The organism is Streptomyces sp. NPDC024632 (assembly GCF_055559175.1).
Genome location: NZ_JBVHLD010000009.1, coordinates 79,944 through 104,861 on the forward strand (window position 1 = coordinate 79,944; position 24,918 = coordinate 104,861).

At 72.2% G+C, this 24,918-nt stretch carries 19 protein-coding genes; 14 read left to right on the forward strand and 5 right to left on the reverse strand.

Annotation, left to right across the window (positions count from 1 at the left end):
- The first annotated feature begins 22 nt into the window (after positions 1-22).
- Positions 23-997 (forward strand): aldo/keto reductase, encoded by a 975-nt coding sequence (locus ACZ37P_RS20055; RefSeq protein ID WP_391041793.1) that lies wholly within the window; start codon positions 23-25, stop codon positions 995-997.
- Positions 998-1,100: 103 nt separating this feature from the next.
- Here ACZ37P_RS20055 and ACZ37P_RS20060 read toward each other — a convergent pair whose 3' ends face one another.
- Entirely contained in the window at positions 1,101-1,559 is a 459-nt protein-coding gene (locus ACZ37P_RS20060; RefSeq protein WP_467347777.1) for a winged helix-turn-helix transcriptional regulator, read from the reverse strand.
- 196 nt (positions 1,560-1,755) lie between these two features.
- Between ACZ37P_RS20060 and ACZ37P_RS20065 the strand changes: the two genes are divergently transcribed.
- Positions 1,756-2,394 carry an NADPH-dependent F420 reductase gene (locus tag ACZ37P_RS20065; RefSeq protein ID WP_401851532.1) on the forward strand — a complete coding sequence of 213 codons (639 nt, stop codon included), beginning with the start codon at positions 1,756-1,758 and terminating at the stop codon, positions 2,392-2,394.
- A gap of 37 nt (positions 2,395-2,431) precedes the next feature.
- On the opposite strand, the gene ACZ37P_RS20070 is transcribed toward ACZ37P_RS20065, so the two are convergent.
- Complete coding sequence (locus ACZ37P_RS20070; protein WP_355339789.1) at positions 2,432-3,574, reverse strand: mandelate racemase/muconate lactonizing enzyme family protein; 1,143 nt, start codon at positions 3,572-3,574, stop codon at positions 2,432-2,434.
- A gap of 251 nt (positions 3,575-3,825) precedes the next feature.
- On the opposite strand from ACZ37P_RS20070, the gene ACZ37P_RS20075 reads away from it, so the two are divergent.
- The 8 genes from ACZ37P_RS20075 (at position 3,826) to ACZ37P_RS20110 (ending at position 14,606) form a co-directional block, all read left to right on the forward strand.
- Entirely contained in the window at positions 3,826-4,833 is a 1,008-nt protein-coding gene (locus tag ACZ37P_RS20075) for a LacI family DNA-binding transcriptional regulator (RefSeq protein WP_355339792.1), read from the forward strand.
- Between the two features lie 130 nt (positions 4,834-4,963).
- Entirely contained in the window at positions 4,964-6,367 is a 1,404-nt protein-coding gene (locus tag ACZ37P_RS20080) for an ABC transporter substrate-binding protein (RefSeq protein ID WP_467347780.1), read from the forward strand.
- Positions 6,368-6,373: 6 nt separating this feature from the next.
- Complete coding sequence (locus ACZ37P_RS20085; RefSeq protein WP_467347782.1) at positions 6,374-7,324, forward strand: carbohydrate ABC transporter permease; 951 nt, start codon at positions 6,374-6,376, stop codon at positions 7,322-7,324.
- On the forward strand, positions 7,321-8,211 hold the full coding sequence (locus ACZ37P_RS20090; protein WP_355339801.1) for a carbohydrate ABC transporter permease: 891 nt from the start codon (positions 7,321-7,323) through the stop codon (positions 8,209-8,211). The genes ACZ37P_RS20085 and ACZ37P_RS20090 overlap by 4 nt, the downstream gene beginning before the upstream one ends.
- A gap of 62 nt (positions 8,212-8,273) precedes the next feature.
- On the forward strand, positions 8,274-10,571 hold the full coding sequence (locus ACZ37P_RS20095; RefSeq protein WP_467347784.1) for a hypothetical protein: 2,298 nt from the start codon (positions 8,274-8,276) through the stop codon (positions 10,569-10,571).
- A gap of 38 nt (positions 10,572-10,609) precedes the next feature.
- Positions 10,610-12,835, forward strand: coding sequence for an FAD-dependent oxidoreductase (locus ACZ37P_RS20100; protein ID WP_467347786.1), 2,226 nt, complete (start codon positions 10,610-10,612; stop codon positions 12,833-12,835).
- An 11-nt stretch (positions 12,836-12,846) separates the two neighbouring features.
- On the forward strand, positions 12,847-13,704 hold the full coding sequence (locus ACZ37P_RS20105) for an NAD-dependent epimerase/dehydratase family protein (protein WP_355339810.1): 858 nt from the start codon (positions 12,847-12,849) through the stop codon (positions 13,702-13,704).
- A 152-nt stretch (positions 13,705-13,856) separates the two neighbouring features.
- Entirely contained in the window at positions 13,857-14,606 is a 750-nt protein-coding gene (locus ACZ37P_RS20110; protein ID WP_401717590.1) for a polyamine aminopropyltransferase, read from the forward strand.
- Between the two features lie 119 nt (positions 14,607-14,725).
- Here ACZ37P_RS20110 and ACZ37P_RS20115 read toward each other — a convergent pair whose 3' ends face one another.
- Positions 14,726-15,304: a TetR/AcrR family transcriptional regulator gene (locus ACZ37P_RS20115; protein WP_391041776.1), complete on the reverse strand. Its 579-nt coding sequence runs from the start codon at positions 15,302-15,304 to the stop codon at positions 14,726-14,728.
- A gap of 371 nt (positions 15,305-15,675) precedes the next feature.
- Between ACZ37P_RS20115 and ACZ37P_RS20120 the strand changes: the two genes are divergently transcribed.
- The gene (locus ACZ37P_RS20120) at positions 15,676-17,862 is read left to right on the forward strand and encodes an MMPL family transporter (protein WP_467347788.1); all 2,187 of its coding nucleotides are present in this window, start codon (positions 15,676-15,678) and stop codon (positions 17,860-17,862) included.
- 63 nt (positions 17,863-17,925) lie between these two features.
- On the opposite strand, the gene ACZ37P_RS20125 is transcribed toward ACZ37P_RS20120, so the two are convergent.
- Positions 17,926-18,492, reverse strand: coding sequence for a Uma2 family endonuclease (locus ACZ37P_RS20125; RefSeq protein ID WP_391159537.1), 567 nt, complete (start codon positions 18,490-18,492; stop codon positions 17,926-17,928).
- A 63-nt stretch (positions 18,493-18,555) separates the two neighbouring features.
- Between ACZ37P_RS20125 and ACZ37P_RS20130 the strand changes: the two genes are divergently transcribed.
- The 3 genes from ACZ37P_RS20130 to ACZ37P_RS20140 all read left to right on the forward strand — a co-directional run bounded on the left by ACZ37P_RS20130 (position 18,556) and on the right by ACZ37P_RS20140 (position 21,682).
- Positions 18,556-18,861 (forward strand): hypothetical protein, encoded by a 306-nt coding sequence (locus tag ACZ37P_RS20130; protein ID WP_467347791.1) that lies wholly within the window; start codon positions 18,556-18,558, stop codon positions 18,859-18,861.
- 84 nt (positions 18,862-18,945) lie between these two features.
- On the forward strand, positions 18,946-20,805 hold the full coding sequence (locus ACZ37P_RS20135; protein WP_467347793.1) for a protein kinase domain-containing protein: 1,860 nt from the start codon (positions 18,946-18,948) through the stop codon (positions 20,803-20,805).
- 34 nt (positions 20,806-20,839) lie between these two features.
- Positions 20,840-21,682, forward strand: a complete 843-nt coding sequence (locus tag ACZ37P_RS20140; RefSeq protein ID WP_467347795.1) for a hypothetical protein — start codon at positions 20,840-20,842, stop codon at positions 21,680-21,682.
- A gap of 55 nt (positions 21,683-21,737) precedes the next feature.
- Here ACZ37P_RS20140 and ACZ37P_RS20145 read toward each other — a convergent pair whose 3' ends face one another.
- A complete protein-coding gene (locus ACZ37P_RS20145; RefSeq protein ID WP_467347797.1) occupies positions 21,738-24,809 on the reverse strand; it encodes a glycosyl hydrolase in 3,072 nt (1,023 codons plus the stop codon).
- Positions 24,810-24,918 lie beyond the last annotated feature (109 nt).

Consider the following 24,918-nt stretch of genomic DNA (forward strand, 5'->3'; position numbering starts at 1 on the left):
CAACCCCGAGAAGAGGAAGTCTGTGCGTTACCGCGAACTGGGCCGCAGCGGCCTGTCCGTGTCGGAGATCGGCTACGGCGCCTGGGGCATCGGCGAGGGGGCGTGGGTGGGCGCGACCGAGGACGAGTCGGTGCGCGCCCTGCACCGGGCCGTCGACCTCGGCGTGAACCTCATCGACACCGCCCGCGGCTACGGCGAGAGCGAGCGCATCGTCGGCCGGGTCGTCCGCGAGCGGGCGGCGGCCGGTGACGAGATCCTGGTCGCCACCAAGGTCCCGCCGGGCAACGGCACATGGCCCGCGCCCGCCGGGGTGACCGCGGAAGAGGCGTTCTCCGGCGAGCACATCCGCGCCAGCCTGGAGACCAGCCTGCGCGCCAGCGGCCTCGACCACTTCGACGTGCTCCAGTTCCACGTCTGGCGGGACGAGTGGGTCGGCAGGGGCGACTGGCTGGAGACCGTCGCCGACCTCAAGCAGCAGGGCAAGATCCGGCTGTTCGGCGTCTCGATCAACGACCACGAGACGGACAACTCGCTGGCGCTGGTCCGCAGCGGTGTCGTGGACACCGTCCAGGTCATCTACAACATCTTCGAGCAGACGCCCGCCGAGTCGCTGCTGCCCGCCTGCCAGGAGCACGGCGTCGGCGTGATCGTCCGCGTCGCGCTCGACGAGGGCGGTCTGACCGGCGCGGTCACGGCCGGTACGACCTTCCCCGAGGGCGACTTCCGCAACCGCTACTTCCGCGGCGACCGCCCGGCCCAGGTCGAGCAGCGCGTCCGGGCGATCGTGGACGACCTGGGCATCGCCCCCGACGCCATCGCCGAGACCGCCCTGCGCTACGTCCTCAGTGCGCCGGCCGTCTCCACCGTCATCCCCGGCATGCGGTCGGTGCGCAATGTCGAGCGCAACACCGCGGTCAGCGACGGGACGCCGCTGACCGACGAGCAGCTCGCGATCCTCGCCAAGCACCGCTGGCAGCGGAACTTCTACGCGTCGTAGCGGGCTGTCGCCCCACCACCGCGAGGCACGGCGAGGCACGGCGAGCCACCGTGTACCCCGGCGAGCCACCGCGACGCACCGCTCATCACCGCTCACCGACTGCTCACCACTCCTCGGCGCCCCGCGCCGCTTCGCGCGCCGCCGTATGCGCCGCCGTTTGCGCCGCTGCATGCGCCGCCTCCTGGGCGTCGAGGAGTTCGTCGCCGTGGTCGAGGGCCCAGCGGCCGAGCGCCCGCATCGGGCCGTCCACCAGGCTCTCGCCCAGCGCGGTCAGCCCGTACTCGACGCGCGGCGGCGCCTCCGCGTACGCCCGGCGGCCCACCAGGCCGTTCCCGAGCAGCCGGTGCAGCGTCTCGGTCAGGACCTTGTCGCTGATCCCGCCGATCGCGGCGCGCAGCGCGCGGCGGCGGCGCGGGCCCGTGCGCAGCGCCGCGAGCACGACCGGGTCCCAGGTGTGGGCGAACAGGTCGGTGGCCGCGCGCAGCCGGCAGTCGGCGACCCGTTCGTAGCAGTGCGCGCCGGGGCTCTCGCGCGTCTCGTCGGGGCTCTCGTGAGGGCTCATCGCGCCACCCATCATGGTCCGTCCCTCGCACACCGGCCGGTGCGTATCGGCTTCCCTACCGTATCCGTCAGACGATCGCCGCTGGTCACGGCGCCGGGCGGGGACTGGTCGCAGCGCGGGTCAAGGCGCTGGTCACGGCACAGGCCACGGGCGCGGCGCGGGCCACGGCACAGGGGCACGGTCGAGGGAGCGAAGGATGCGGATCGGGATTCTCGGTACGGGAACGCTGGCGCGGGCGCTGGGCGAGGGCTGGCTGCGCGCCGGGCACGAGGTGGTGGTCGCGGGGCGCTCGACGGCCAAGGCGGCGGCGCTCGCCGAGGCGCTGGGCCGCGGCACGCGGGCCGTCGCGCCCCGGACGGCCGTCAGCGGGCGGGACGCGGTGTTGCTCGCCGTCGCGTGGGACGGCGCGGAGGACATGCTGGGCGCGGCGGGCGCGGCCGAGGGACTGCTGGCCGGGACGCCGCTGATCGACCCCACGAACGCGGTGGCGCACGGCGCCGGAGTCCTGCTCACGGGACCCGCCGAGTCCATGGCCGGGCGCGTCGCCGCCCGCGCCCCCGGCGCGCATGTGGTCAAGGCGTTCCACCTCTTCCCCTCGACCCAGTGGACCGACCCCGTCGGGCCGGCCGTCACCGTCCCGATCTGCGGCGACGACCCGGCCGCGCTGGACGTGGTCGCCCGCCTCGTCCGGGACGTGGCCGCGACCCCGGCCGTCCTCGGCGGACTGGACCGCGCCCGCCAGGTCGAGGAGGTCGCGGGCTTCGTCATCACCCTGGCCTTCGCGGGCCACGACCCCAACGCGGCCGTCCCGGTCGTCCCGTCCCCGGTCGCGTAACGCCCGCCGAATCCGCGTCCGACGTGCCCTGATCCGGCTACCAGTTGGTGAAGGCGCCGTCCGGCGTGCGCAGATGGGGCCGTTCGGTCGTCGTGGCGCGGTGGGCGCGGGCGGCGTCGCGGTCGAGGGTGACGCCGAGGCCCGGCGCGTCGGTCGGCGTGACGCGGCCGGGGGAGATGGCCGGGCGGGTGGGGAAGAGCGCGGCGATGGCGGGCTCGGGGTCCGTCTGGTGCTCTTGGATCGCCACATTCGGGCAGGCCAGGTTGAGTTGGAGCGAGGACGCGGCGGTGACCGGGCCCAGCGGATTGTGGGTGGCGAGCTTGATGTGGTGGGTCTCCGCCATCGCGGCGATCTTCTTCGCCTCGGTCAGCCCGGCCGCCACCCCGATGTCGACGCGCGCGTAGTCGATCAGCTCCTCCTCGATCAGGGTCCTGAACTCCCATTTGGATCCGTACTGTTCGCCCGCCGCCAGCGGTACGCCGGTCCGCGCGCGCAGCATCCGGTAGCTCTCGGGGTTCTCGCTGCGCAGCGGGTCCTCGACGAAGTACGGTCGGGCCGCCTCGATCTCGCGGCACAGGGTGACCGCCTCGGGCGGGTCGAGCCGGGTGTGCACGTCCAGGATCAGCTCGATCTCGTCACCGAGCGCGTCCCGCACCGCGTGGAACAGGCTCACCGAATCGCGCAGGCAGCGCCGGGCGTCGAGGACGTCGTCCACGTCGTGCGGCGCGGAGAAGCGCACATGCCGCCAGCCCTCGGCGACCAACTCCCGGCAGCGGTCGAGGAATCGCTCGCGGTCGTGGTAGTCGTCGCCGACGTGCACGTACGCCGGGACCCAGTCCCGTACGCGTCCGCCGAGCAGGTCGTGCACCGGCACGCCGAGCGCCTTGCCGCGGATGTCCCACAGGGCGACGTCCACGGCGGCGATGGCGGCGCCGATGATGCGGTCGGCGGGGAAGAAGCCGCGGCGGAACATCACCTGCCACAGGTGCTCTATGCGCCGCGGGTCCTCGCCGACGATCAGCTCCGCGAGGTGTTCGAGGCCGCCCGCGACCGCCCGCTGCCGGGATCTGATGCCGACCTCGCCCAGGCCGTGGATGCCCTCGTCGGTGTCGACCACCACCAGCATCATGCTGTCGCCGTGGTCGGGGAGGGTCAGCACTTCCAGGCCGGTGATCTTCATCCCGCTCCTCCGTCAGTGAGGCCCCCGCGAGTGAGGCACTGTGCGCGGCGCCGTCCGCGGCCGGTGAGCCGCTATGAAAACGTTCCCGCAACTTCATCATGCTTGCTGAGAACGCATCATCCGCAAGGACCGCCCTGATCCGCAAGACCCTGCTGCACTGGAGATTTTCATTGCGGTAACACTCTTGACACCTCCGGGAACGTTCGCAAGGATCCACGGCATCCGGCAGCAGCGACGCGAGGAGGCGGTCCGTGGCAATCACGATCCGGGAGGTGGCGAGCGCCGCGGGCGTATCGGTGTCGACGGTCTCCCGCGCCTTCACGGCGCCCGACCAGGTGCAGCCGAAGACCCGGCAGCGCATCCTGGAGGCCGCGGCGAAGCTCGGTTACGCGCCGAACCCGGCGGCGCGCAGCCTGCGCGGCGGCGGCACGGGCACGCTCGGGCTGATCATCCCCGACATCGCCAACCCGTTCTTCCCGCCCATCGTCAAGGCGATGCAGGCCCGCGCCCGGCGGCTCGGCTACACCGTGCTGGTCGCCGACAGCGACGAGCGCGAGGCCGACGAGCTGGAGACGATCGCGGCGGTCTCCAAGCGGGTCGACGGCCTGGTGCTGTGGGCGTCCACGCTCACCGAGGACCGGCTGGGCGAACTGGCCGACCAGATGCCGCTGGTGGTCGTCAACCGGCATGTGCCCGGCATCCCCGAGGTACGGATCTCGCTGTCGGCCGGGATCGCGCAGGCCGTGGAGCACCTGCGCGCGTACGGCCACCGCCGGTGCGTGTTCATCAACGCCTCACGGGACGAGCTGAGCCGCGGCAAGTCCATCCACGAGTCCTTCGAGGCGCAGGACGTCTCCTTCGTCGAACTCGGGCCCTACGAGCCGCGGTTCGAGACGGGCGTGCTGGCCGCCACGCTGGTCGCCGCGCACGGCGCGACGGCCGTGCTCGCCCACAACGACCTCGTCGCCCTCGGCGTCCTGCACCAGATGGCGAGCCTCGGCGTGAGCGTGCCCGGTGACGTCAGCGTCATCGGCATCGACGACACCCTGCTCGCGTCCGTCTCCACCCCCAGCCTCACCACCATCAGGATCGACCCGGAGGAGGTCGCCACCCGGGCGGCCGACCTGCTCCTGGAGACCATCGCGGGCCACGGCGCGGCGCGTGCCGACGCGCCCGCCGACCCGCGGGCCACCCCCTTCGTGGAGATCGGCTCCCGGCTGGTCCCCCGCGCCTCCACCGGGCCCGCGCCGGGCCGCTGAGTCACCCGCCGTACCCGCGGCCCACCGGCCGCCACGGCGCACATCGGCGCGACCCGCCCCGGGAACCGCGTCCCCCCATTCACAGCAAGGCACCCCGCACCGACCTCACCCTGCCCTCCGTGGAGACGAAATGTCCAGACAATCCCGTAACGCGGCCCTGCTCGGCTGCACCGCCATAGCCGTGTCCGTGGCCCTCACGGCCTGTTCCGCCGTCACCCCGAGCAAGTCCGGCGGCGGCGACGGCGGCGGCGACCTCACCCTCCGCGTCCAGGGCATGCCGCCCGCCACCGACAAGGCCGCGCTGACCCTCTTCAAGCAGCAGGTCGCCGACTTCGAGAAGGCCAACCCCGGCATCAAGGTCAAGGGCTCCACCACCGTCTTCGACCCGCTGACCTTCTCCGCCAAGCTCGCCGGCGGCAACGTCGAGGACGTCATCAAGGTCCCGCTCACCGAGCCGCAGCGGCTGATCCAGCAGAAGCAGGTGCAGTCGATCAGCGGCCAGCTCCAGTCGTGGGACCACTTCAAGGAGTTCAACCCGCAGGTCCTCAAGCCGCTGAGCGACAGCGCGGGCCAGGTCTACGGCGTCCCGCAGAATCCTTACGCCCAGGGCCTGGTCTACAACCGCGCGCTGTTCAAGGCCGCCGGGCTCGACCCCGACAAGCCGCCGACGACGTGGGACGAGGTCCGCGCCGACGCCAAGGCGATCGCCGCGAAGACCGGCAGGGCGGGCTTCGTCCAGGAGTCCAAGGACAACCAGGGCGGCTGGCAACTCGCCATGCTCTCCTACGCGTTCGGCGGCGACCTCGAACAGCGGCAGGGCGACACGTACACCGCGACCCTCACCGGCGAGGCCACGAAGAAGGCGCTCGGCCTGCTCAAGGACATGCGCTGGAGCGACAAATCGCTCGGCCGGAATCTGCTGAACAACCAGAACGACGTCATCAAGCAGTTCGCGGCCGGACAGGTCGGGATGTTCATGGGCAGCCCCGGCACCTACCGGCTGGCCAAGACGCAGTTCGGCATGGAGAACACCGACGACTTCGGCGTCGCCTCGATGCCGCAGTCCGGCGGCAACGCGACCCTGACCGGCGGCGACATCTACATGGTGCCGAAGTCCGCCGACACCAAGCACGCGGCGGCCGCCGTGAAGTGGCTGACCTTCGCCTACGCCGAGCCGCAGTACAGCACCGACGCCGCCGCGGGCCAGGCCAAGGCGCTGGCGGCCGACCCCAAGTCGGCGGTCGGCGTACCGACGTTGCCGGTCTTCGACACCGCGCGGCAGACCGAGATCAACGCGGCGATCAAGCCGTACGTGAACGTCAAGCTCGACAACTTCGCGCCGTACACCCAGGGGCTGGGCACGCTCGACCTCAAGCCCGAGCCGCCGTACGAGGCGCAGACGCTGTACACCGCGCTCGACCCGGTCGTGCAGGCGGTGCTCACCGACCGCGGCGCGGACGTCGACGCGCTGCTCGCGAAGGCGGAGAAGGACGTCAACGCCAAGCTCGCCACCGACCAGTCCACCCAGAAGTAGCCGTTCATGAGCCTGCTCACCCACTCCCGGCGCGCCGCGCCCGCACCCGTCGCCCCCGCCGAGGGGAGCGCGGGCCGCCGCCGCGGCGGGACCGCCGCGCGCAAGCAGATCACGGCCTGGCTGTTCCTGCTCCCGGCCGTGCTGGTCTTCGGGCTGTTCGCCTGGTGGCCGATCGTCCGCAGCCTGCTGCTGAGCTTCCAGAGGACCAATCTCGTCGATCCCGCCGTCTGGGTCGGCTTCGACAACTTCCGCGCGGTCTTCGACGATCCGCTGCTCGGCACCGCCGTCGGCAACACCCTGTTCTTCGTCGGCCTCGGTCTGCTGATCGGGTTCCCCGCGCCGCTGATCCTGGCCGCGGTGATGTCGACGGTACGGCGCGGCGCGGGGGTGTACCGCTTCCTGGTCTATCTGCCGGTCGTCATCCCGCCCGTGGTCGCGATCCTGCTGTGGAAGTGGTTCTACGACCCGGGCAGCGGCCTGTTCAACACCGCGCTCGGCAAGGTCGGCCTCGGCCCGTACACCTGGCTGGAGTCCTCCGACACCGCGATGCTCTCGCTGGTCCTGGAGGCCACCTGGGCCGGGATGGGCGGCGCCGTGCTGATCTACCTGGCCGCGATGGTCGGCATCCCCGGCGAGCTGTACGAGGCCGCCGAGGTGGACGGCGCGGGCGTCTGGCGCCGGATCTGGCACATCATGCTGCCCCAACTGCGCTCGGTCATCGGCCTGTTGCTGCTGGTCCAGCTCATCAACACCGTGCAGGTCTTCACCGAGCCGTACGTCTTCACCGGCGGCGGCCCCGACAACGCGACGCTGACCGTACTGCTGCTGATCTTCCGCTACGCCTTCCAGGACGGCGAGTACGGCCAGGCCGCCGCGCTCTCCTTCCTGATGGTGCTCGCGCTGGGCCTGCTGTCCGGGGTGTATCTGCGCGCCACCCGCGGCTGGAGCACGTCATGACCCTGCTGAGCGAATCCCTCACCACCTTCGTCTCCGCCCACGACCGGCGGCGGCCCGGCGTACGGGCGGCCGTCCGCTCCGTCCAGGCGCTGACGCTGATCCTGCTGCTGCTCATCGGCATCGGACCGCTGTACTGGATGGTCAAGGGCGCGGTGTCCGCGCCCACCGAACTCACCAACCACCCGCTGGCGTTGTGGCCCGACCGGCCGCGGCCGGGCAACTTCGCCACCGCGTACACCGACCTGAGCGTCGGCCGCTATCTGATGAACACCTTCCTGGTGGTCGGCGGATCGTGGTTCGTGCAGCTCTTCGTCTCCGCGACGGCGGGCTTCGCGCTGTCGGTCCTCAAGCCGCGCTTCGGCAAGGCCGTCTACGGCGCGATCCTGGCCACGATGTTCGTGCCGTACACGGTGAACATGGTCAGCCTCTTCATGACCGTCATCGACCTGCCGCTGCTGCACCTCAACCTCGGCGACACGTACTGGGCGATCTGGCTGCCCGCCGGGACCAACGGCTTCACGGTGCTTCTCGCCAAGCAGTTCTTCGACGCGCTGCCGAAGGAACTCTTCGACGCGGCACGGGTCGACGGGGCGAACACCTGGCAACTGCTCACCAGGATCGTGCTGCCGATGAGCAGGCCGGTGCTCGCCGTGATCAGCCTCCTCGCGGTCATGCACAGTTGGAAGGACTTCATCTGGCCGCTGGTCGCGCTCACCGATCCGGAGAAGCAGCCGATCAGCGTCGCCCTCGCCCAACTCGCCACCCAGGCACCGCAGGACCAGCTCATCGCGGCCATGGTGCTCGCCGTCGCGCCGCCGATCCTGTTCTTCGCCGTCGGCCAGAAGTACATCGTCGCCGGGCTCGGCTTCACCGGCGTCAAGGGCTGAGTACGCCCGCACCCCCGCTTCATCCACGCACCTTCTCTTCGGGACAAGAGAGAGGCACCTCCATGCCAGTCGCACGCCGTACATTCCTCCAGGGCACGGCCGTCGCCACCGGGGCCGCGCTGCTCCCGGCCGTCGCCGCCCAGAACGCGCACGCCGCGGGCGCGGTCACCGTCTCCGCCGACGGCATCACGCTCGTCGGCCAGAGCGACGGCAGCGTCCTGATCAGCGACGGCTCGGGCACCGCCCGCGTCCTGATCAGCCACTTCATGATCAAGGACAGCGTCCTCGGCCAGCAGCGCACCTACGGCGGCACGCCGACGCAGGTCACGCTGCCCGACGGCCGCCCCGCCGTGCGGATCACGTACACCATGGGCAGCGGCGCGTCCGGCGTCACCGTGCGCGGCACCTTCGACGTCACCGCGCACAAGGCCCACATGTCCTGGGAGGTCGGCGGCTCCACCACCCTGACGCCCACCGGCTTCATGGTCGCCCGCACCGTCCAGACGCCGAGCGCGGCCGAGTCGTACGAGGCGCTGACCACCTGGACGAAGGACCCGCGCGGCGGCATCCCGTACGAGGTCGACGCGGGCGCCGCGTACACCGAGACCTGGTCCGACACCCAGGGCTCCTTCTGCCTGGCTGCCAGCAACTCCACCTATACGACGGCCACATGGCTGCACGCCCCCGGCGCCGCTACGGGAACGGACACCGCCGCCACGACGGTGGACTTCGTCCTCGGCGGGCTGCGCCCGCGCGGCGCCGGGGTGCTGGCGGCGGGCAGGCCGCTGGGCGTGGAGGTGTGGACCGACCAGCCGTTCAACCTCTACAAGACCGCCGGGCAGACGATGACGCTCAAGGCGCAGGTGGTCAACGGCGGTCCGGCGGCCAAGCCGGTCACCGTGACGTGGTGGGCGCGGGACTTCGCGGGCACGCAGATCGCGGGCGGCACCGTCTCGCAGACCGTCGCCGCGGGCACCGCCTGGGACGCCTCCTTCCCGGTCGCCGCCCCCGCGCACGGCATCGTCTTCACCGAGGTCAGCGCCGTGAGCGGCGCCGACTCCGCGCTCGCCAGGACCAACCTGTCGGTGCTGCCCGACTTCGCCTACCAGGCGGGCGGCGAGTCGATGTTCGGCCTCGCCAACTACCCCTGGCTGCTCAAGCCGAGCCAGGCCGACGTGCTGGCGCTGCTGAAGCTGATCGGCGTGAAGCGGATCAGGATCGCCTACGCGGGCGCGCCCGGCATCGACACCGCGACCCTCGACGCCCACGGCATCCACCACAACGTGGAGCTGAGCGGCATCCCGATCGGCGGCAGCGCGGACCAGATCGCCGCATGGGCCGACACCAACACCGCGAAGGCGACCGCCGCCGCCGCGGAGTACTTCGAGGTCGGCAACGAGGTGAACGCCCCCTGGATGGAGGGCCGGGCCGTCGAGGCGTACATCAGCGACGGGCTGAAGCAGGTCACCGACCGGCTGGCGGCGGCCGGTTCCACGATGAAGGTCATGAACGCGGGCCTCGGCGGCATGGACTACGTGTGGACCGAGAAGTTCCAGCAGGCGGGCGGCTGGGACCTCATCGACGCCTTCGCCTTCCACCCGGGGCGCGGCAACTTCACCCCCGACTACGCCCCTTCGCCCGACGACTGGGTGGAGGGCACCACCGGCACCTACTGGAACTTCCTCGGCGCGCTGCGCAAGGCCAAGGAGATCATCGCCGAGTACGGGCCGAAGGAGCTGTGGATGTCCGAGGCGTACGCCCCCACCAAGCCCAACTCCTGGTGGCAGGACACCTACCGGCACGCCGCCGAGAACGTGCTGCTGAGCCTGGCGCTGGCCAAGTCCGAGGGCGTGCGCGGCGTCAACTGGTACCAGTTGCACGACTCGACGATCCACCACCCGCAGGAGGCCGACCCGGACAACGTCGAGTTCCACTGCGGCATGATGCACCGCGACACCAGCGCCAAGCCGTCGCTGCTGGCGTACGCGACGGCCGCGCGCGTCCTCGACCAGGCCACGTACGTAAGGCCGTTGGTCTTCGCCGACGCGGACGTGAAGGGGCTGCTGTTCACCACGCCCTCGGGCCCGGTGTCGATCCTGTGGACCCGCAAGGACGGCTACGTCCTCAACGCCGACCACGGCGCCGACTCCTGGTACGCCTCGCCCGAGCCGTGGACTGACCCGTGGCCGACGAAGACGCAGGTCGTCGCGCACTCCGGGACCGTGGCCGGGACGGTGCGGGAACTCAACTGCGTCGGCGAGGAGCGGACGTTGAACGCGGCCGGCGGGAAGGTCACGCTCACCCTGGACGGAGCGCCGCGCGTCTACTACGGCCTCGCCGCCAACCCCGACTGGAAGTAAGCACGTCATGAGGGGCCGAGAAGAGTCATGAGGACGTCATGAGGAACGACACCGCACGGCACGACATCACCGTCGTCGGCGGCGGCCTGGCCGGGGTCTGCGCGGCCGTCGCCGCCGCCCGGCTGGGCCGGACCGTGGCGCTGGTCAACAACAGGCCGGTGCTCGGCGGCAATTCGAGCAGCGAGGTCCGCGTGTGGGTCTGCGGTGCCACCGGGCACGGCAAGAACCACCACGCCCGCGAGGGCGGCATCATGGGCGAGCTGTTCGTCGAGAACCAGTACCGCAACCCGGACGGGAACCCGTACTACTGGGACACCGTGGTGCTCGACGCCGTGCGCGCCGAGCCCAACATCACGCTGTACCTCAACACCGATGTGCGCGAGGTCGACGCCGAAGGTCCCGAGGACGCGCGCCGGATCACGGCGCTGACCGGCTGGACCATGGGCTCCGAGCGGCGCGTCCGCTTCGAGAGCGAGGTGTTCCTCGACTGCACGGGCGACGGCCTGATCGGCTACCTGGCCGGGGCCAGGCACCGCATCGGCCGCGAGGCGCGCGCGGAGTACGACGAGCCGTGGGCGCCCGAGACCGCCGACGACATCACGCTCGGCTCGACGCTGCTGTTCTACACCAAGGACGCCGGCCGCCCCGTCAAGTACGTGCCGCCGGACTTCGCCAAGGACATCACCACGACGTCCATCCCGCAGCGCCGCATCATCAAGGCGGGCGACAACGGCTGCGCGTACTGGTGGATCGAGTTCGGCGGCGAACTGGACACCGTCCACGACAACGAGCGCATCCGCGACGAGCTGTGGTCGGTCATCTACGGCATCTGGGACCACATCAAGAACTCCGGCGAGTTCGACGCCGAGACCATGACGCTGGAGTGGGTCGGCTCGCTGCCCGGCAAGCGCGAATACCGGCGCTTCCTCGGCGACTACGTCCTCCACCAGGGCGACATCCTCGGCCAGACCGAATTCGCCGACCGCGTCGCCTTCGGCGGATGGTCCATCGACCTGCACCCGCCGCAGGGCATGTACGCCACCGAGGCGGGCGCCAAACAGCGCTACGCGGACGGCATTTACCACATTCCGTACCGCAGCCTGTACTCGGTGAACACCGCCAATCTGCTCTTCGCCGGGCGGAACATCTCCGCCAGCCACGTGGCCTTCGGCTCGACGCGGGTGATGGCCACCTGCGCGACGATCGGGCAGGCGGCGGGCACGGCGGCGGCGCTGTGCGCGGACGCCGGGATCTCCCCGCGCGAGCTGGAAGTGGCGTCGCTGCACCGAGCGTTGCTCCGCGAGGACGCCTCGGTGATCGGACTCGCCTCCGACGACCCGGACGACCTGGCGCTGCGGGCGACGGCGACGGCGTCCAGCACCCTGGCGGACCTGACCGTCGAGACCTCCGACGCCACCTGGCCGCTGACCGCCGACGCGGGCCTCGTCCTCCCGGCCGACCCCGCGCTCACCGGCCTCGAACTGCTGCTGGACGCCGCGCGCGACACCGTGCTGACCGTCGAGCTGTACGACCCGGAGCTGGGGCAGAACTATGTGCCGCGCCGCCTGGTCGGCTCGGTGTCGGTCCCGGTCGCCGCCGGGCGCGGCCAGTGGGTCAAGACCGGCCTGGAGTGGGCGCCGGACACCCCCCGCAACGCCTTCGTCGTCGTCCGCGCCGACCCGGCGCTCGCGCTGCGCGTCGCCGACCGGCCGACGCCCGGCGTGCTGTGCTTCACGCGGGTGCCGCTGCGACCGCAGGACGAGTCGCCGCAGCCGCTGCGCGAGTGGACGGACTCCGGCCTGCTGCGGCGGACCTTCTGCCTGCGGGCGGGGGAGACGGCCGCGTTCGCGCCCGCCAAGGCGGTCGACGGATACGCCCGGCCGTACGCGGGCCCGCACCTGTGGGTCTCGGAGCCGGTGCGCGAAGGCGCCTGGGAATGGCTGGAGTTGGCGTGGGACGAGCCGGTCGCGCTGCGCCGGATCGAGGTCGTCGCGGACGACGACGTCAACGAGGACCTGATCAATCTGCACCACCACAGGACCCCCTTCGACACGCTCCCGACGCTGGTACGGGACTATCGGGTGGAGGTGCGCGACGCGGCCGGGGCCGACTGGCGGGTGCTGGACCGCGTGACGGCCAACCGGCGCCGCCGCCGGGTCCACGTCCTGGAGGAGCCGGTCACCGCCTGCGCGGTGCGGATCGTCGTCGAGGCGACCAACGGCGCCGCGTCCGCGCACGTCGTCGCCGTACGGGCCTACAGGTAAGGGAGTTGGCGGTGGTCACAAGGGTGCTGGTCACCGGGGCGGCCGGCCGGATCGGGCGGGCGGTCCTCGCGCTGCTCGCCGAGCGCGGCGTCGAGGCGAACGCGCTGGTCCTCGACGACCCCGGCGACCTGGGCCGGCTCGGCGCGCGGCTGGTCGTGACCGGCGACGCGGCCGACCCGGAGACCGTCCGCAGGTCCCTGGACGGCGCCGACGCGGTCGTCCACCTGGCGGCGATCCCGACGCCCGAACGCAACACGCCGCAGGAGGTGTTCAGCGGCAACACGCTCGCCACCTTCTCCGTACTGGAGGAGGCCGGGCGGGCCGGGGTGCGGCACGTGGCACTGGCCAGTTCGTGGGGGGTCACGGGACTGCCCTGGACCGGCGACCCGGCCCCGCACCCGCCGTACGTCCCCGTGGACGCCGCCATGCCCGGCCAGGTCGAGGACCCGTACGGGCTGTCCAAGCAGGTGGACGAGGTGACCGCCGCCATGATGGCGCGTCGGCACGCCATGAGCGTGGTCTGCCTGCGCTACCCGTACGTCGGCGGCTTCGAGGAGCGGCTGCGGGCGCACGCGGCGCTGGTCACCGAGCAACCGGCGTACGGCGCGCGGGACTTGTGGACGTATCTGGAGGTCGGCGACGCGGCGCGGGCCGCGCTGCTGGCCCTGCGGGTGACGCAACCCGGCGCGCATGTCGTGCACGTGTGCGCGCCCGAGATCCTGGTGCCCTTCCCCACCGAGGAGTTGATGCGCCGCTTCCACCCGACGACCCGCGTACTGCGTCCGCTGCCCGGCCGTACGGCACCGGTCGACACGGCGGCGGCGCGGCGGCTGTTCGGGTTCACGGCGGAACGCCTGATCGACGGGTGAGGTGACACCGGCCGGACGGCCCCCGGGCGGCCCCCGGGCGGCGCCCGGTCGGCCGCGCGGTCGGGCTGGCGGTTGACGGCTGGTGAGGCGGAGGCCGCGCGGGCCGCTACCTTGGCCCGTACAACGCTGCCGTCGGGCCGGAGGAAAAGCACGTGAGCCGTCGCTTCGAGGAGATCGACTGGCGTCCGACGCCGATGGGCGAGATCAGCCTGCGGCGACGGCGGGACGTGGCGACCGGCGAGGACGTGCACGAGGTCAAACTCGGCGACGAGTTCCTGATGTCGAGCCTGTTCACCGCCGGTGAGATCGCGCTGTCCCGGCTCGGCCTGGCCGAACTCCCGGACGGGGACGGGGACGGGGACGATGGAGGGGACTCGTACGCGGATGTCGCCGTCGGCGGGCTCGGCCTCGGCTACACCGCGCGCGCGGCGCTGGAGGACGCGCGCGTACGGTCGCTGGTCGTCATCGACGCGCTCGCCGAGGTGATCGGCTGGCACCGGGAGCATCTGGTGCCGCTGGGCGCGGAGTTGACGGCCGACCCGCGCTGCCGCTTCGTGCACGGCGACTTCTTCGCCCTGGCCGCCGACGCCGACGGGCTCGACCCCGAGACGCCCGGCCGCCGCTTCCACGCCGTGCTCCTGGACGTCGACCACTCGCCCGCCCACGTCCTCCACCCCCGGCACGCCGCCCTCTACCGCCCGGACGGCCTGCGGCGGCTGGCCGCCCACCTCCACCCCGGCGGCGTGTTCGCCCTGTGGTCCAACGACCCGCCGGACGACCCCTTCACCGCCACCCTCCGCGAGACCTTCGCCACGGCCGAGGCCCACGTCGTCACCTTCCCCAACCCGCTCCAGGACGGCGAGGCGACCAACACGATCTACGTGGCGCGCACGGCGTCCTGACGTCGGCGCCGTGCTGACGGACCGTCAAGTGGGCACCGTGGTCAGGAAGGCGCGGGTCTCGGCGACCACACGGTCCTGGAACTCCGGCTCGCGCACCCGCGCGGTCCCACGTGCGGGCGCTACGACCTCGGCACCCGCAGAATCCGCAGCATCGTCGTCCGTAGCGCTTCCCCCAGCTCCTCGTCGGAGAGGTCGGCGAGGAGCGGCAGGGTCTCCGGGGCGAGGAGGGCGGTGCTGTAGGCGATGCGTTCGGCGGGTGTCGGCTGCTCGCCGTAGAAGAGGGTGAGGCCGCGCCGGTGCAGTGCGGCCACCTCTTCGTGGTTCTTGGTGGTGTGCCGCGCGTCCGGATCGGTGGAGGCCATCACGGCGTAGTGCCGGTTGGTGACGAGGAATTCGGCGAAGCCGTTGACCACGTGCTCGATGCGCGCCCGCCGGCCGCGCATCGCGTCGGCGTCGTCCAGCAGCGTCTCCATCCGGCGCATGCCGGGCTGCATCGCCGCGTGCAGGATGTCGCCCTTCGCGCGGAAGTGGTAGTAGACGGCGGCCTTCGTCAGGCCCAGCTCGTCGGCGATCATCTGGAGCGAGGTGGCGTTGTAGCCGAGTTCGAGGAAGAGCCGCTGGGCGGTGTCCAGGATCTGCTGCCTGGTCTGCTCGGCCTGCGCCGCACGGGTGGACATGCCCTTGGCAGGCGTCGGCATGGTTCTTGCTCCTCCTTCGTGGGCCGCGAGGACCGCACCGCAGCATACAAGCCGCCGGGGGCCCGGAAGCCGGTCGTCCGGCGGGTCACGGGCCCCTCGCGGGCCGGTCGCGGGCCGGTCGCGGGCGGCCCGTCTCACCGGCCGGGGGCTGGGTCGCGGGCGGCCCGTCTCACCGGCCGGGGGCTGGGTCGCGGGCGTGCCGTATCACCGGCCGAGGCCCGGTCACTCGCCAGCCAAAGACTAGTGACTCACCTGCCGATGTCCAGCGACTCACCTTACGTTGGCAAGCGATTTACTTGACCTGCGGCTAGTGAATGCTTAACGTCAGGCTCGGCGTGCGCTACCCGAACCGGCCGTGGAGATATGTACCCATGTCAAGCTATTTGTACCGACTCGCCCGGCTCGCCTTCCGGCGCCGACGGCTGGTCCTGGCGTTGTGGCTGGTGGCGGCCGTGGTCGCCATCGCCGCCGCCCAGATCAGCGGCGGGAAGACCAACGACAACTTCACGATCCCCGGCACCGAGGCGCAGAACGCGTCCGACGTCCTGTCCGCCAAGCTGCCCGCCTTCAGCGGCGGCCAGAGCACCATCGTCTTCGCGACGACCCAGGGCAGCAGGAAGGTCACCGACCCGGCCACCATGAAGGTGATCGAGTCGGCCATGACCAAGCTGCGGACGGTCCCTCAGGTCTCCAACGTCGTCGACCCGTTCCAGGGCAAGCTCGTCTCGCAGGACGACAAGATCGCGCTCGGCCAGGTGCAGTGGTCGGCGGCGGCCACCGACGTCAAGGACGCCAACCTCGACCTGTTCAACGACGCGATGAAGCCCGTACGGGCGGACGGCGTCCAGGTCGAGTACAACGGCAGCGTCTATCCGGGCTGGCGGCAGGTGATCTCCGAGCTGCCCGAACTCATCGGCCTGATCGTCGCCTTCTTCATCCTGATGATCACCTTCGGGGCGTTCGCCGCGGCGGGCATGCCGATCCTGGGCGCGATCATCGGCGTCGTCACCACGCTGATGGCCATCACGGCCGTCGCGTCCGTGGTCACCATCGCCTCGGCCTCCACCACCGTCGCGCTGATGCTCGGGCTCTCCTGCGGCATCGACTACGGCCTGTTCATCCTGTCCCGGCACCGTACGAACCTGCTCAACGGCATGACGCCCGAGGAGTCCGTGCCGCTGGCCATGGGCACGGCGGGCAGCTCCGTCGTCTTCGCCGCGCTCACCGTGATCATCGCGCTGTGCGGGCTCACCGTCGTCGGCATCCCGTTCCTCACCGTCATGGGTCTGGCCGCCGCGGCCTCGGTCGCCGTCGCGCTGCTCATCGCGCTGACCCTGCTGCCCGCGATGCTCGGCTTCGCCGGGACCAAGGTCGCCACATTCACCCGGCTGCCCTGGCTCGGCGCCCGCGCGGAGCGGGTCGCCCGCCGTTCGGCCGCCGACCCGGACAGCCCCAACGGCGCCCGCTGGGCCCGCTTCGTCGTACGCCACCGCATCCTCGTACTCATCGGCGGCGTCGCCCTGCTCGGCGTGCTGGCCATCCCCGCCCTCGACATCCGGCTCGGCCTGCCCAGCAGCGCCTCCCAGCCGAAGAGCACCACCCAGCGCAAGGCGTACGACCTCACCACCGAGGGCTTCGGCGCCGGTTTCAACGGCGCGCTGCTGATCGTCGCGCAGAACACCAGCAGCCCGGCGGACACCGCGGCCATCGCGGCGCGGCTCACCAAGGTGCCGGGCGTCGTCAAGGTGACGCCGCTGGCCTCCAAGAACGGGGTCTCGCTGATCCGCGTGATCCCCAAGACCGGGCCGAACGACCCCGCCACCGCCGACCTCGTGCACACCCTGCGCGACGACCGGCAGCAGCTCGAAGGTCAGACCGGCACCGACATCCTCGTCGGCGGCACCACGGCCTCCAACATCGACGTCTCGGCCAAACTGTCCAGCGCGCTGCCGGTCTTCCTGATCGTCGTGGTCGGCCTGGCCTTCATCCTGCTGACCTTCGCCTTCCGCACCATCCTGGTGCCGATCAAGTCCATCCTCGGCTTCCTGCTGTCGATGGCCGCGGCCCTCGGCGCCCAGGTGGCGACCTTCCAATGGGGCTGGGGCCAGCGGATCTTCGGCATCACGCCGACCGAGACGATCAGCTTCCTGCCGATCATCATGCTGGCCATCATCTTCGGCCTCTCCAGCGACTACGAGGTCTTCGTCGTCTCCCGCATCAAGGAGGAGTACACGAAGAACGGCGACGCCCGCCGGGCCGTGCAGCGCGGCACCGGCCTGTCCGCCCGCGTCGTCACCGCCGCGGCCCTCATCATGTTCTTCATCTTCGTCGCCTTCATGTTCACCGACGACCCCACCATCAAGGCCATCGGCTTCAGCTTCGCCGCGGGCGTCTTCCTCGACGCCTTCGTCGTCCGCCTCACCCTCGTCCCCGCCGTCCTCGCCATCGTCCGCTCCAAGGTCTGGTACCACCCCCAGTGGTTCTCCACATACATCCCCGACCCCGACATCGAGGGCCAACGCCTCGAACACGAACTGAAATCCGGCCGCCTGTCCTGACCCGCCCTGTCCTGACCCGCCCTGCCCTGACCTGACCCGCCCTGACCCCGGCCGCTCTGCGGTTCAGACCGAGCCGAGGTCGATCTCCGCGGCGAAGGGGACCACGGCCTTCACGGTGCCGGTGAACACGTCACCGTCGCGGTAGGCCGTGCCCGCGGGGTCGAGGACGTACGTGTAGACCAACGGGACGCCCGTGGCGGTCTGTTCGACGCGCCAGTAGAAGGGGATGCCGGCCTTCGCGTACTGGTCGACCTTCACGATCCGGTCGGTGGTCTCGGAGCCCGGTGAGACCACCTCGACCACCAGCAGTACGTGCTCGGGCCGGGTCGGCGTGACGTCGATGGTGTCCGCGCGGTAGACGACGACGTCCGGGCGGCGGTTGCTCAGCGGCACGTCCTGGAGCCGCACGTCGAAGTCCGTGTCCGCGTTCCAGTCCGCCCCGGAGGCGGCGTCCAGCCCGTTCGCCAGAATCCTCGCCAGGCGGTTGTGCCGCTTGGACCCGCTGGGGCCCACGACGACCATCCCGTCCACGATCTCGATCCCGGCGCACTGCTCCTCCGACCAGGAGGCGTACTGCTCGGAAGTGATCGGAGCGTGCATCCATGCGGGCGCGACCATCTCCGCGCTCATGGCGTACCCCCCTGCACCTGCTCGACGGGCCTGACGCTGTTCGGCCCAGCCTACTGTCCCGATATGCGCGCGGCGGGTCGCCGTATCGGCGGCGGCCGGTCCGCTGCCGGTCCGCAGCCGCAACGTCTCGTCGTAGACGCCGAGCCGCCCGTCGCACTGCCCCGGCGGCGGTTCCACCGGATCGCCCGTCGCGAACTGCGGCCCGACCCGCACCGCCGCCGCCGGCGCCTCCAGCAGGCCGCCGCGACCGCCCCCACCGTCCCCCGCATGCCCACTGTCACCACCCTGCGCGGCCACGGCTACCGTCTCGAGCCGCCGCCACCCTTCCGCCGTCCGCCAGGGGGTGCCGGGGAACCCCGGCCGCAGTAATCTGCGTCGACGCCTATGAGCGCGCGTGAGCGCGGCGACGGCCGCCGGGGGGCGGGCAGGGGCGGATAGGGGGGACGGCACACGATGGACGGAAACGACGGCTCCGGCAGACCGGCGTACGACCCGGCCACGGGCTACGGCGGCACGCCCGCGAGCGGCGGCGGTACGGGCCACAGCGGTGCGGGCTACGGCGGCGCGGGCGGGGACGGGCCGTGGAGCGTGCCCGGGTACAGACACGAACGTGACCTCGGGGCGGGCGCGTCCGGCCGGGTCGTGCTGGCCACGCACATCGCCACGGGGACGGCGGTGGCGGTCAAGTACCTCGCGGGACCCCTCGGCGGCGACCCGCGCTTTCGAACCGCCTTCCGCGCCGAGGCGGAACTCCTCGGCGGCCTGCACTCGCCGTACATCGCGCGCTTCTACGAGTACGTGGAGGACGGCGGGAACGCCGCGATCGTGATGGAGCTCGTCGACGGCATCGCGCTGCACGCGCTGCTGCGGCAGGAGGGCGCGACCGATCCGGAACCGGCGCTCGCGGTGCTGAAGGGCTCGCTGCTCGGCCTGGCCGCCGCGCACGCGGCGGGGGTGGTGCACCGCGACTACAAGCCCGCGAACGTGCTGGTCACCACGGACGGCGTGTCCAAGCTGGTGGACTTCGGCGTCGCGGTGCGCAGCGGCGAGACGGGCGCGGTCGCGGGCACGCCGTCGTACATGGCGCCCGAGCAGTGGGCGGGCGGCCCCGCGACCCCGGCGACCGACGTGTACGCGGCCACCGCGACCTTCTACGAGTGCCTGACCGGCAGCAAGCCGTACTCCGGCTCGACGATGTTCGAACTGGCCGTGCAGCACGCCGAAGCGCCCATCCCCGACGAGCGGGTGCCGGAGCCGGTGCGCGGTCTGGTCACCCGCGGCCTGGGCAAGACCCCGCAGGAACGCCCGCAGAGCGCGGCCGAATTCGTCGCGGAGCTCCAGGCGGTGGCGGGCGCCGCGTACGGCGAGGACTGGGAGGAGCGCGGGCAGCGCAAACTCGCCGCGCTCGTGGCCCTGTTGCCGCTGCTGCTGCCGTTCGGCGGCGGCAGCGCCGCCTCGGGGACGACGGCCTTCGCGCACACGCAGCTCGGGCAGGGGGCGGGCGTCGCCTCCGGCGCGGCCCCCGCGCCGACTCCGGGCGCGGCGGCACCGGGCGACGCCCTGGTCGCGCTGGAGCGGCACCGCCCGGTACGCCCGGCCCGCTTCGGGCGGCGCGCCAAACTGGTGGCGGGCGCGGTCGCGGCCGTCCTGATATCCACCGGGCTCGTCGTGACCGCGGTGGCCACCGGCGGCGACGGTCCCTCCGACGAGGTCACCGCCGCCTCGACCCCGTCGGCCCTGACCTCCCTGGTCTCCGGCCAGCCCGTCGCCCCCGCGACCGGCACCCCGACGTCCGGTTCCCCGTCCGCGTCCCCCTCGGCATCGGGGTCCGCGTCCCCGTCCCCGTCCGCCTCGGACAGCGCCTCACCGAGCGGTACGACGACGACGGCGCCGGTCGATCCCCCGACGACATCGGCGCCGACATCGACGCCCCCCACCACGGCGCCCACGACGCCGCCGACGACACCGCCGACCACGACGACGCCACCCGCGCTGGTCGTGGACTCGGTCGCCATCGTGCGGTTCATCTGTAGCGCGGGCGCCGGACACACGGCGGTCGCGGCGGTCACCGTGCAGGGCAACGGAGCCGACGACGGCACCTTGGTCCTCACCTGGGCGCACACCACGGCATCGGGACTCGTGTCGGGAGCGGTCACCGAGTCGTACCCGATCCCCAGGGGCGAGACGTCCTCCACCCAGTCCTACACTCACGCGTTCGGCGTCAGCCGCTTCCCCGGCTGGACGCTCACCGTCTCCTCGACGCCCGCCGCGGGCAAGGGGAACGGCTCCTCACAGACGATCGACGCCTGCTGACCCGCACTTCGGCCCTCCGCCAAGGAACCCGCCCATGCCGCACGACCGTGACCGCGACCAGAGCCGTGACCCACGCCTGCACTTCAGCACCCGGCCGCAGGCCGCCCCCGCCCCCGCCCCCGCCGCGCCGGACGACGGCACCTTCCGGCTCAGCGACCTCGGCTTCGGCGGCGCGAGCGATACGGACGGCGCGAACGATACGGACGGCGCGCGCGGTACGGGCGGCACGAGCGATACGGACGGCGCGCGCGCCGAGGGCGGTGCGGGCGGCACCGAGGAGCCGGACGGCGCGACCGTACTCGACCCCGACTCCTGGTCCAGCGAGGTCCCGGAGGCGGAGACCTTCGCGCCCGGGCTGCGCCGCTTCGGGCCCGGGGTGCCCGAAGGGCCCGAGCCGTCGGTCGGTACGGAGCGGACCGCCGCCGTGTGGCACGGCACCGTGCGGCCGGGGGAGCCGGTGCTGCCGCCCGAAGAGCCGCGCCGGAAACGGGCGTTGGGCGGCTGGCTGCTCGCGCTGCTGGTACTGCTCGGGGTGGTGGCGTATCTGCTGTGGCAGCACTGGCCGGGCTCGGTGAAGGTCGACGGCGTCAGTGTCCGCAACGACACCGCCGTCCAGGGCTGCCACAGTACGGCGAAGGTGGTGGGCACGCTGCGGACCAGCGGGGACGCGGGAACGGTGCGCTACCGGTGGCGGCGCAGCGACGGCACGCTGTCCGACGAGTTGCGGCAGCGGGTGGCGAAGGGGCGGCGCAGCACCGACGTCGTGCTGCTGTGGTCCTTCGACGGCCGCGGCACGCTCCAGGCGACCGCGACCCTCGAAGTGCTCTCCCCGCAGCGGCAGTCGGGGTCGTACACCTTCACCTACCGCTGCTCCTGAGGCCGTTGACGCGCGCGGTCAGCCGATCCGCGCCTCCCCGTACGGGAGGGCGCGGTCAGCCGATCCGCGCCTCCCCGTACGGGAGCAGCCGCACCGGACCGACCAGGCCGTACGGCTGGCGCGGCGATCCGCCGTAGACGCCCGGATCGCTGACGCGCAGCCGGTTGCCGAGGGTGGTGGCCACCTCGACCTCGATGGTGTTGTCGCCCTGGCGCAGCCAACCGCCCAGGTCCACCACGGGGTTGATGTGGTCGACGGGGTCGAGGCGGTGGCCGTTGACCGTCACGCGGCAGGTGTCGTAGACCGTGCCGAGGTCGAGCAGGGCGCCGTGGCCGCCGGTCCAGGCGCGGCCGAGGCGGACGGTGGTGCGGTAGCGGCCGATGCCGGAGACGTCGGCGAGCGCGGGGATGTCGGGCCAGGCGGCGAGCGCGTCGAGGGTGAGCGCGCGGCGCACGACCCTCGTCTCGGTGGCGGTGGCGCCCGGCTGCCAGTCCTCGACGTCCAGCCGCCAGCCCGTGAGCTGGGTGGGCTGCGGCACGCCGGAGATCCGGCTGCGCACCGTGCGGCGGCCTTGGGACAGCTCGGTGACGTACTCGCCGTCGGCGGAGCCGCGTACGGTCAGCCGCCCGTCGGCGAAGAGCACGGTGTCCGCGGTGGTGGACACCGCGTGCGGGCCGCTGCCCGTGCGGTCGCCGAACAGGCCGGGCACGCCGAGCGCGACGACCATGGTCTCGCCGGGCTGGAGCGCGACGCGCAGCGTGACCGTGTCGTTGGTCTCGGTGTACGTGCCGATCCGCCGCACGCGTCCGGTCCACAGGTCCAGCAGGTACGGGACGTGGCGGGTGCTGCCCCGGCGCAGGGTCACCTCGTGGTCGACGGCGGCGACCGGCGGCTTGACCGTCTCGGCGTGCTTGCCGTTGCAGAAGTAGAAGTAGTCGACGCCGTCCGCGTACCGGTGGGCGTTGAGCAGCGTGGAATTGGTCGCGTACGAGACGAGCGGTGTCACGCCGAGGTCGGCGAGCGCGGCGCCCACCGCGGTCTTGTCGGTGATCTGCCGGACGCGCGGCTGGGCCAGCAACTGGGCCAGCACCGCGCGCAGTCGGGCGTCCTGCCCGCCGGTGTCCAGGCCGGGGACGGTCGCGGTGCTCCAGTCGCCGAGCAGCACGATCGGCAGCCCGGCCTTGGTGAACGCCAGGAATTTCTCGGCGACTTCGACCGGCAGCGTGCAGGTGGACCCGGCGAAGAAGTCGGCCTCCACGAACAGGGCGCGGTACGCGGGTCCGCCCGCCGCCAGCACCCCGTTGGTCACCCGCGCCGACGGCAGGCTCAGCAGCGGCTCGCTGATGAACTGGTGGTTCCAGCCCAGCGGTATGCCGGTCGAGGTGAACCAGGACGCGCCGATGCCGGTCGCGGTGTAGCCGGTCTGCCGGAAGATCGCCACGTCCTGGCGCGGCTTCCCCGCTTGCAGGACCTGGTGCACACGGGCCAAGTAGCCCGACATGTCGGCGATGTGACGCCACGTCGGATGCCGCGGCCCCCACGACTCTCCGTAGCCGACACCGCCGTGGTACGGGGTGAAGGCCGCGTATCCCGGCCAGGCCACACCGGGCAGGGCCGCGTACGAGAAGCCGTGGATCACCGTCTGGTTGACCCCGGCCGCGTACGCGCCGCCCATCGTGCGCAGGAACTTCTGCCAGGTGGTGCTGTACGCGCCGCCGGTGTACGCGCCCGACTCGCAGGACAGAATGGTGCTGCCCGCCATGTCCCGCCCGCCGGCCAGGCACCGGTAGTCGTCCAGGTTCTTGAAGCCCAGCGACTCGCCCTCGGGGATGTCCAGGAGCGCGGCGGTCGCGATGGCGTCGGTCTGGAGCCCGTACGGCTGCGCGCGCAGCTTCAGTCCGAAGGTGCTCGCCCACTTCTTGATCGCGGTGACGTGGTGGGTGTTGTACAGCTCCGAGACCGTCTGCCAGAAGTCGTGGCGTACGCGGACGGTCAGCGCGGCGCCGTACGCGTAGACCTGGTTGCTCTTGTTGAGCAGCAGCGCGGGCAGGTACGGCAGCAGGTCGTAGCCGCGGCGGCGGGCGAATTCGGCGGGCAGCGCCGGGGTCCACAGCAGGGCGCGCGACTCCAGCTCGATGGAGTCCTCGAAGAGGGCGCCGCCCGCGCGGGCGATCAGCCGGCGCACCGGGCGGGTCAGCAGGTCCGACTCCCAGAAGTCGGTGATCGCGCGGGTGCCGGCGGGGCTGAAGTGGTCCACGACGTACGCGGTCGGCGCGGTGTGCGGCCCCGCCTCGGGGGTCTGGCCGGTGCCGCGCAGCCAGTGGGCGAAGAGCAGCCAGGACCCGCCGTCGTCGGGCGCGGTCCAGGTGACGGCGCCGTTGGTGACCGTGCGCGTGAGGTCCACCAAGGTGGCCGGGTCGAGGCCGGTCTCCTTGCGGGTGCTGTTGGCGGTGTCGACGCGGACCGCCTGCACGGCGAGCAGCGTGGTCTTCGCGGCGGCCGGGTCGGCGGCGACGACGGGGGCGGGGACGGGTCCCTCGTAACGGGCCCCGGCGGCCAACGCGGCGACACCGTAGGCGAGTTCCTGTACGGCGGCCGGGCTGTCCGGGGTGATCGTGGGGACGGCGGTCGGCCAGGCGGGCCCCGCGGTGAGGTCGACGGTCAGGCCGCGGCGGTCGGCCTGCTCCAGCGCGGCCTCCATCCCGGCGACCCAGCTCGCGCTGCCCCAGCCGTGGTGCGCGGTGTCCAGGACGGCCGGGTCGTCCACGCTGTGGTGGACCGCGGCGATCTCGACGCCGCCGAAACCGGCGTCCGCGATCTGGTCGATCTCGCGGCGGATCTCGGTGGGCTCGACCAGCCCGTCCGGCCACCACCAGCGGAATTTGGGCCGGGCGGGGGCGGGCGGGGCGCTGAACCAGGAGGCGGAGCCGGGGGCGCCGGGTCGGCACGGGGCCGGGTGCGCGGAGGCGCTGCCCGCCGCTCTCGCCCCTTCGGCCGCGTGCGCGGTGCCGGTGGCCGCGCCCCACGTGAGGGCCGCGCCCGCGGCGGCTCCGGCCTGGAGGACGCGGCGGCGGGCGACACCGGTGTCCGGGCGGCTGTCGTCGGCGTGGCTGGCGTCGTCGGTCATGGTGCGCGTCTCCTCGTATGAAACGTTTTAAGTTCCGGGCGGACGCTATGGCCGAGAATCGTCAGACGTCAAGGGGGTGGACTTGCCGGATTCATTGAACAGATTCAAT

What these genes read in the sequence shown, in the direction of transcription:
- ACZ37P_RS20060 (WP_467347777.1), bottom strand. Translation starts at nt 1,559, where the DNA reads ATGAGCCCTCACGAGAGCCCCGACGAGACGCGCGAGAGCCCCGGCGCG.
- ACZ37P_RS20065 (WP_401851532.1), top strand. Translation starts at nt 1,756, where the DNA reads ATGCGGATCGGGATTCTCGGTACGGGAACGCTGGCGCGGGCGCTGGGC.
- ACZ37P_RS20070 (WP_355339789.1), bottom strand. Translation starts at nt 3,574, where the DNA reads ATGAAGATCACCGGCCTGGAAGTGCTGACCCTCCCCGACCACGGCGAC.
- ACZ37P_RS20080 (WP_467347780.1), top strand. Translation starts at nt 4,964, where the DNA reads ATGTCCAGACAATCCCGTAACGCGGCCCTGCTCGGCTGCACCGCCATA.
- ACZ37P_RS20085 (WP_467347782.1), top strand. Translation starts at nt 6,374, where the DNA reads ATGAGCCTGCTCACCCACTCCCGGCGCGCCGCGCCCGCACCCGTCGCC.
- ACZ37P_RS20090 (WP_355339801.1), top strand. Translation starts at nt 7,321, where the DNA reads ATGACCCTGCTGAGCGAATCCCTCACCACCTTCGTCTCCGCCCACGAC.
- ACZ37P_RS20095 (WP_467347784.1), top strand. Translation starts at nt 8,274, where the DNA reads ATGCCAGTCGCACGCCGTACATTCCTCCAGGGCACGGCCGTCGCCACC.
- ACZ37P_RS20100 (WP_467347786.1), top strand. Translation starts at nt 10,610, where the DNA reads ATGAGGAACGACACCGCACGGCACGACATCACCGTCGTCGGCGGCGGC.
- ACZ37P_RS20115 (WP_391041776.1), bottom strand. Translation starts at nt 15,304, where the DNA reads ATGCCGACGCCTGCCAAGGGCATGTCCACCCGTGCGGCGCAGGCCGAG.
- ACZ37P_RS20120 (WP_467347788.1), top strand. Translation starts at nt 15,676, where the DNA reads ATGTCAAGCTATTTGTACCGACTCGCCCGGCTCGCCTTCCGGCGCCGA.
- ACZ37P_RS20125 (WP_391159537.1), bottom strand. Translation starts at nt 18,492, where the DNA reads ATGAGCGCGGAGATGGTCGCGCCCGCATGGATGCACGCTCCGATCACT.
- ACZ37P_RS20130 (WP_467347791.1), top strand. Translation starts at nt 18,556, where the DNA reads ATGCGCGCGGCGGGTCGCCGTATCGGCGGCGGCCGGTCCGCTGCCGGT.
- ACZ37P_RS20135 (WP_467347793.1), top strand. Translation starts at nt 18,946, where the DNA reads ATGGACGGAAACGACGGCTCCGGCAGACCGGCGTACGACCCGGCCACG.
- ACZ37P_RS20140 (WP_467347795.1), top strand. Translation starts at nt 20,840, where the DNA reads ATGCCGCACGACCGTGACCGCGACCAGAGCCGTGACCCACGCCTGCAC.
- ACZ37P_RS20145 (WP_467347797.1), bottom strand. Translation starts at nt 24,809, where the DNA reads ATGACCGACGACGCCAGCCACGCCGACGACAGCCGCCCGGACACCGGT.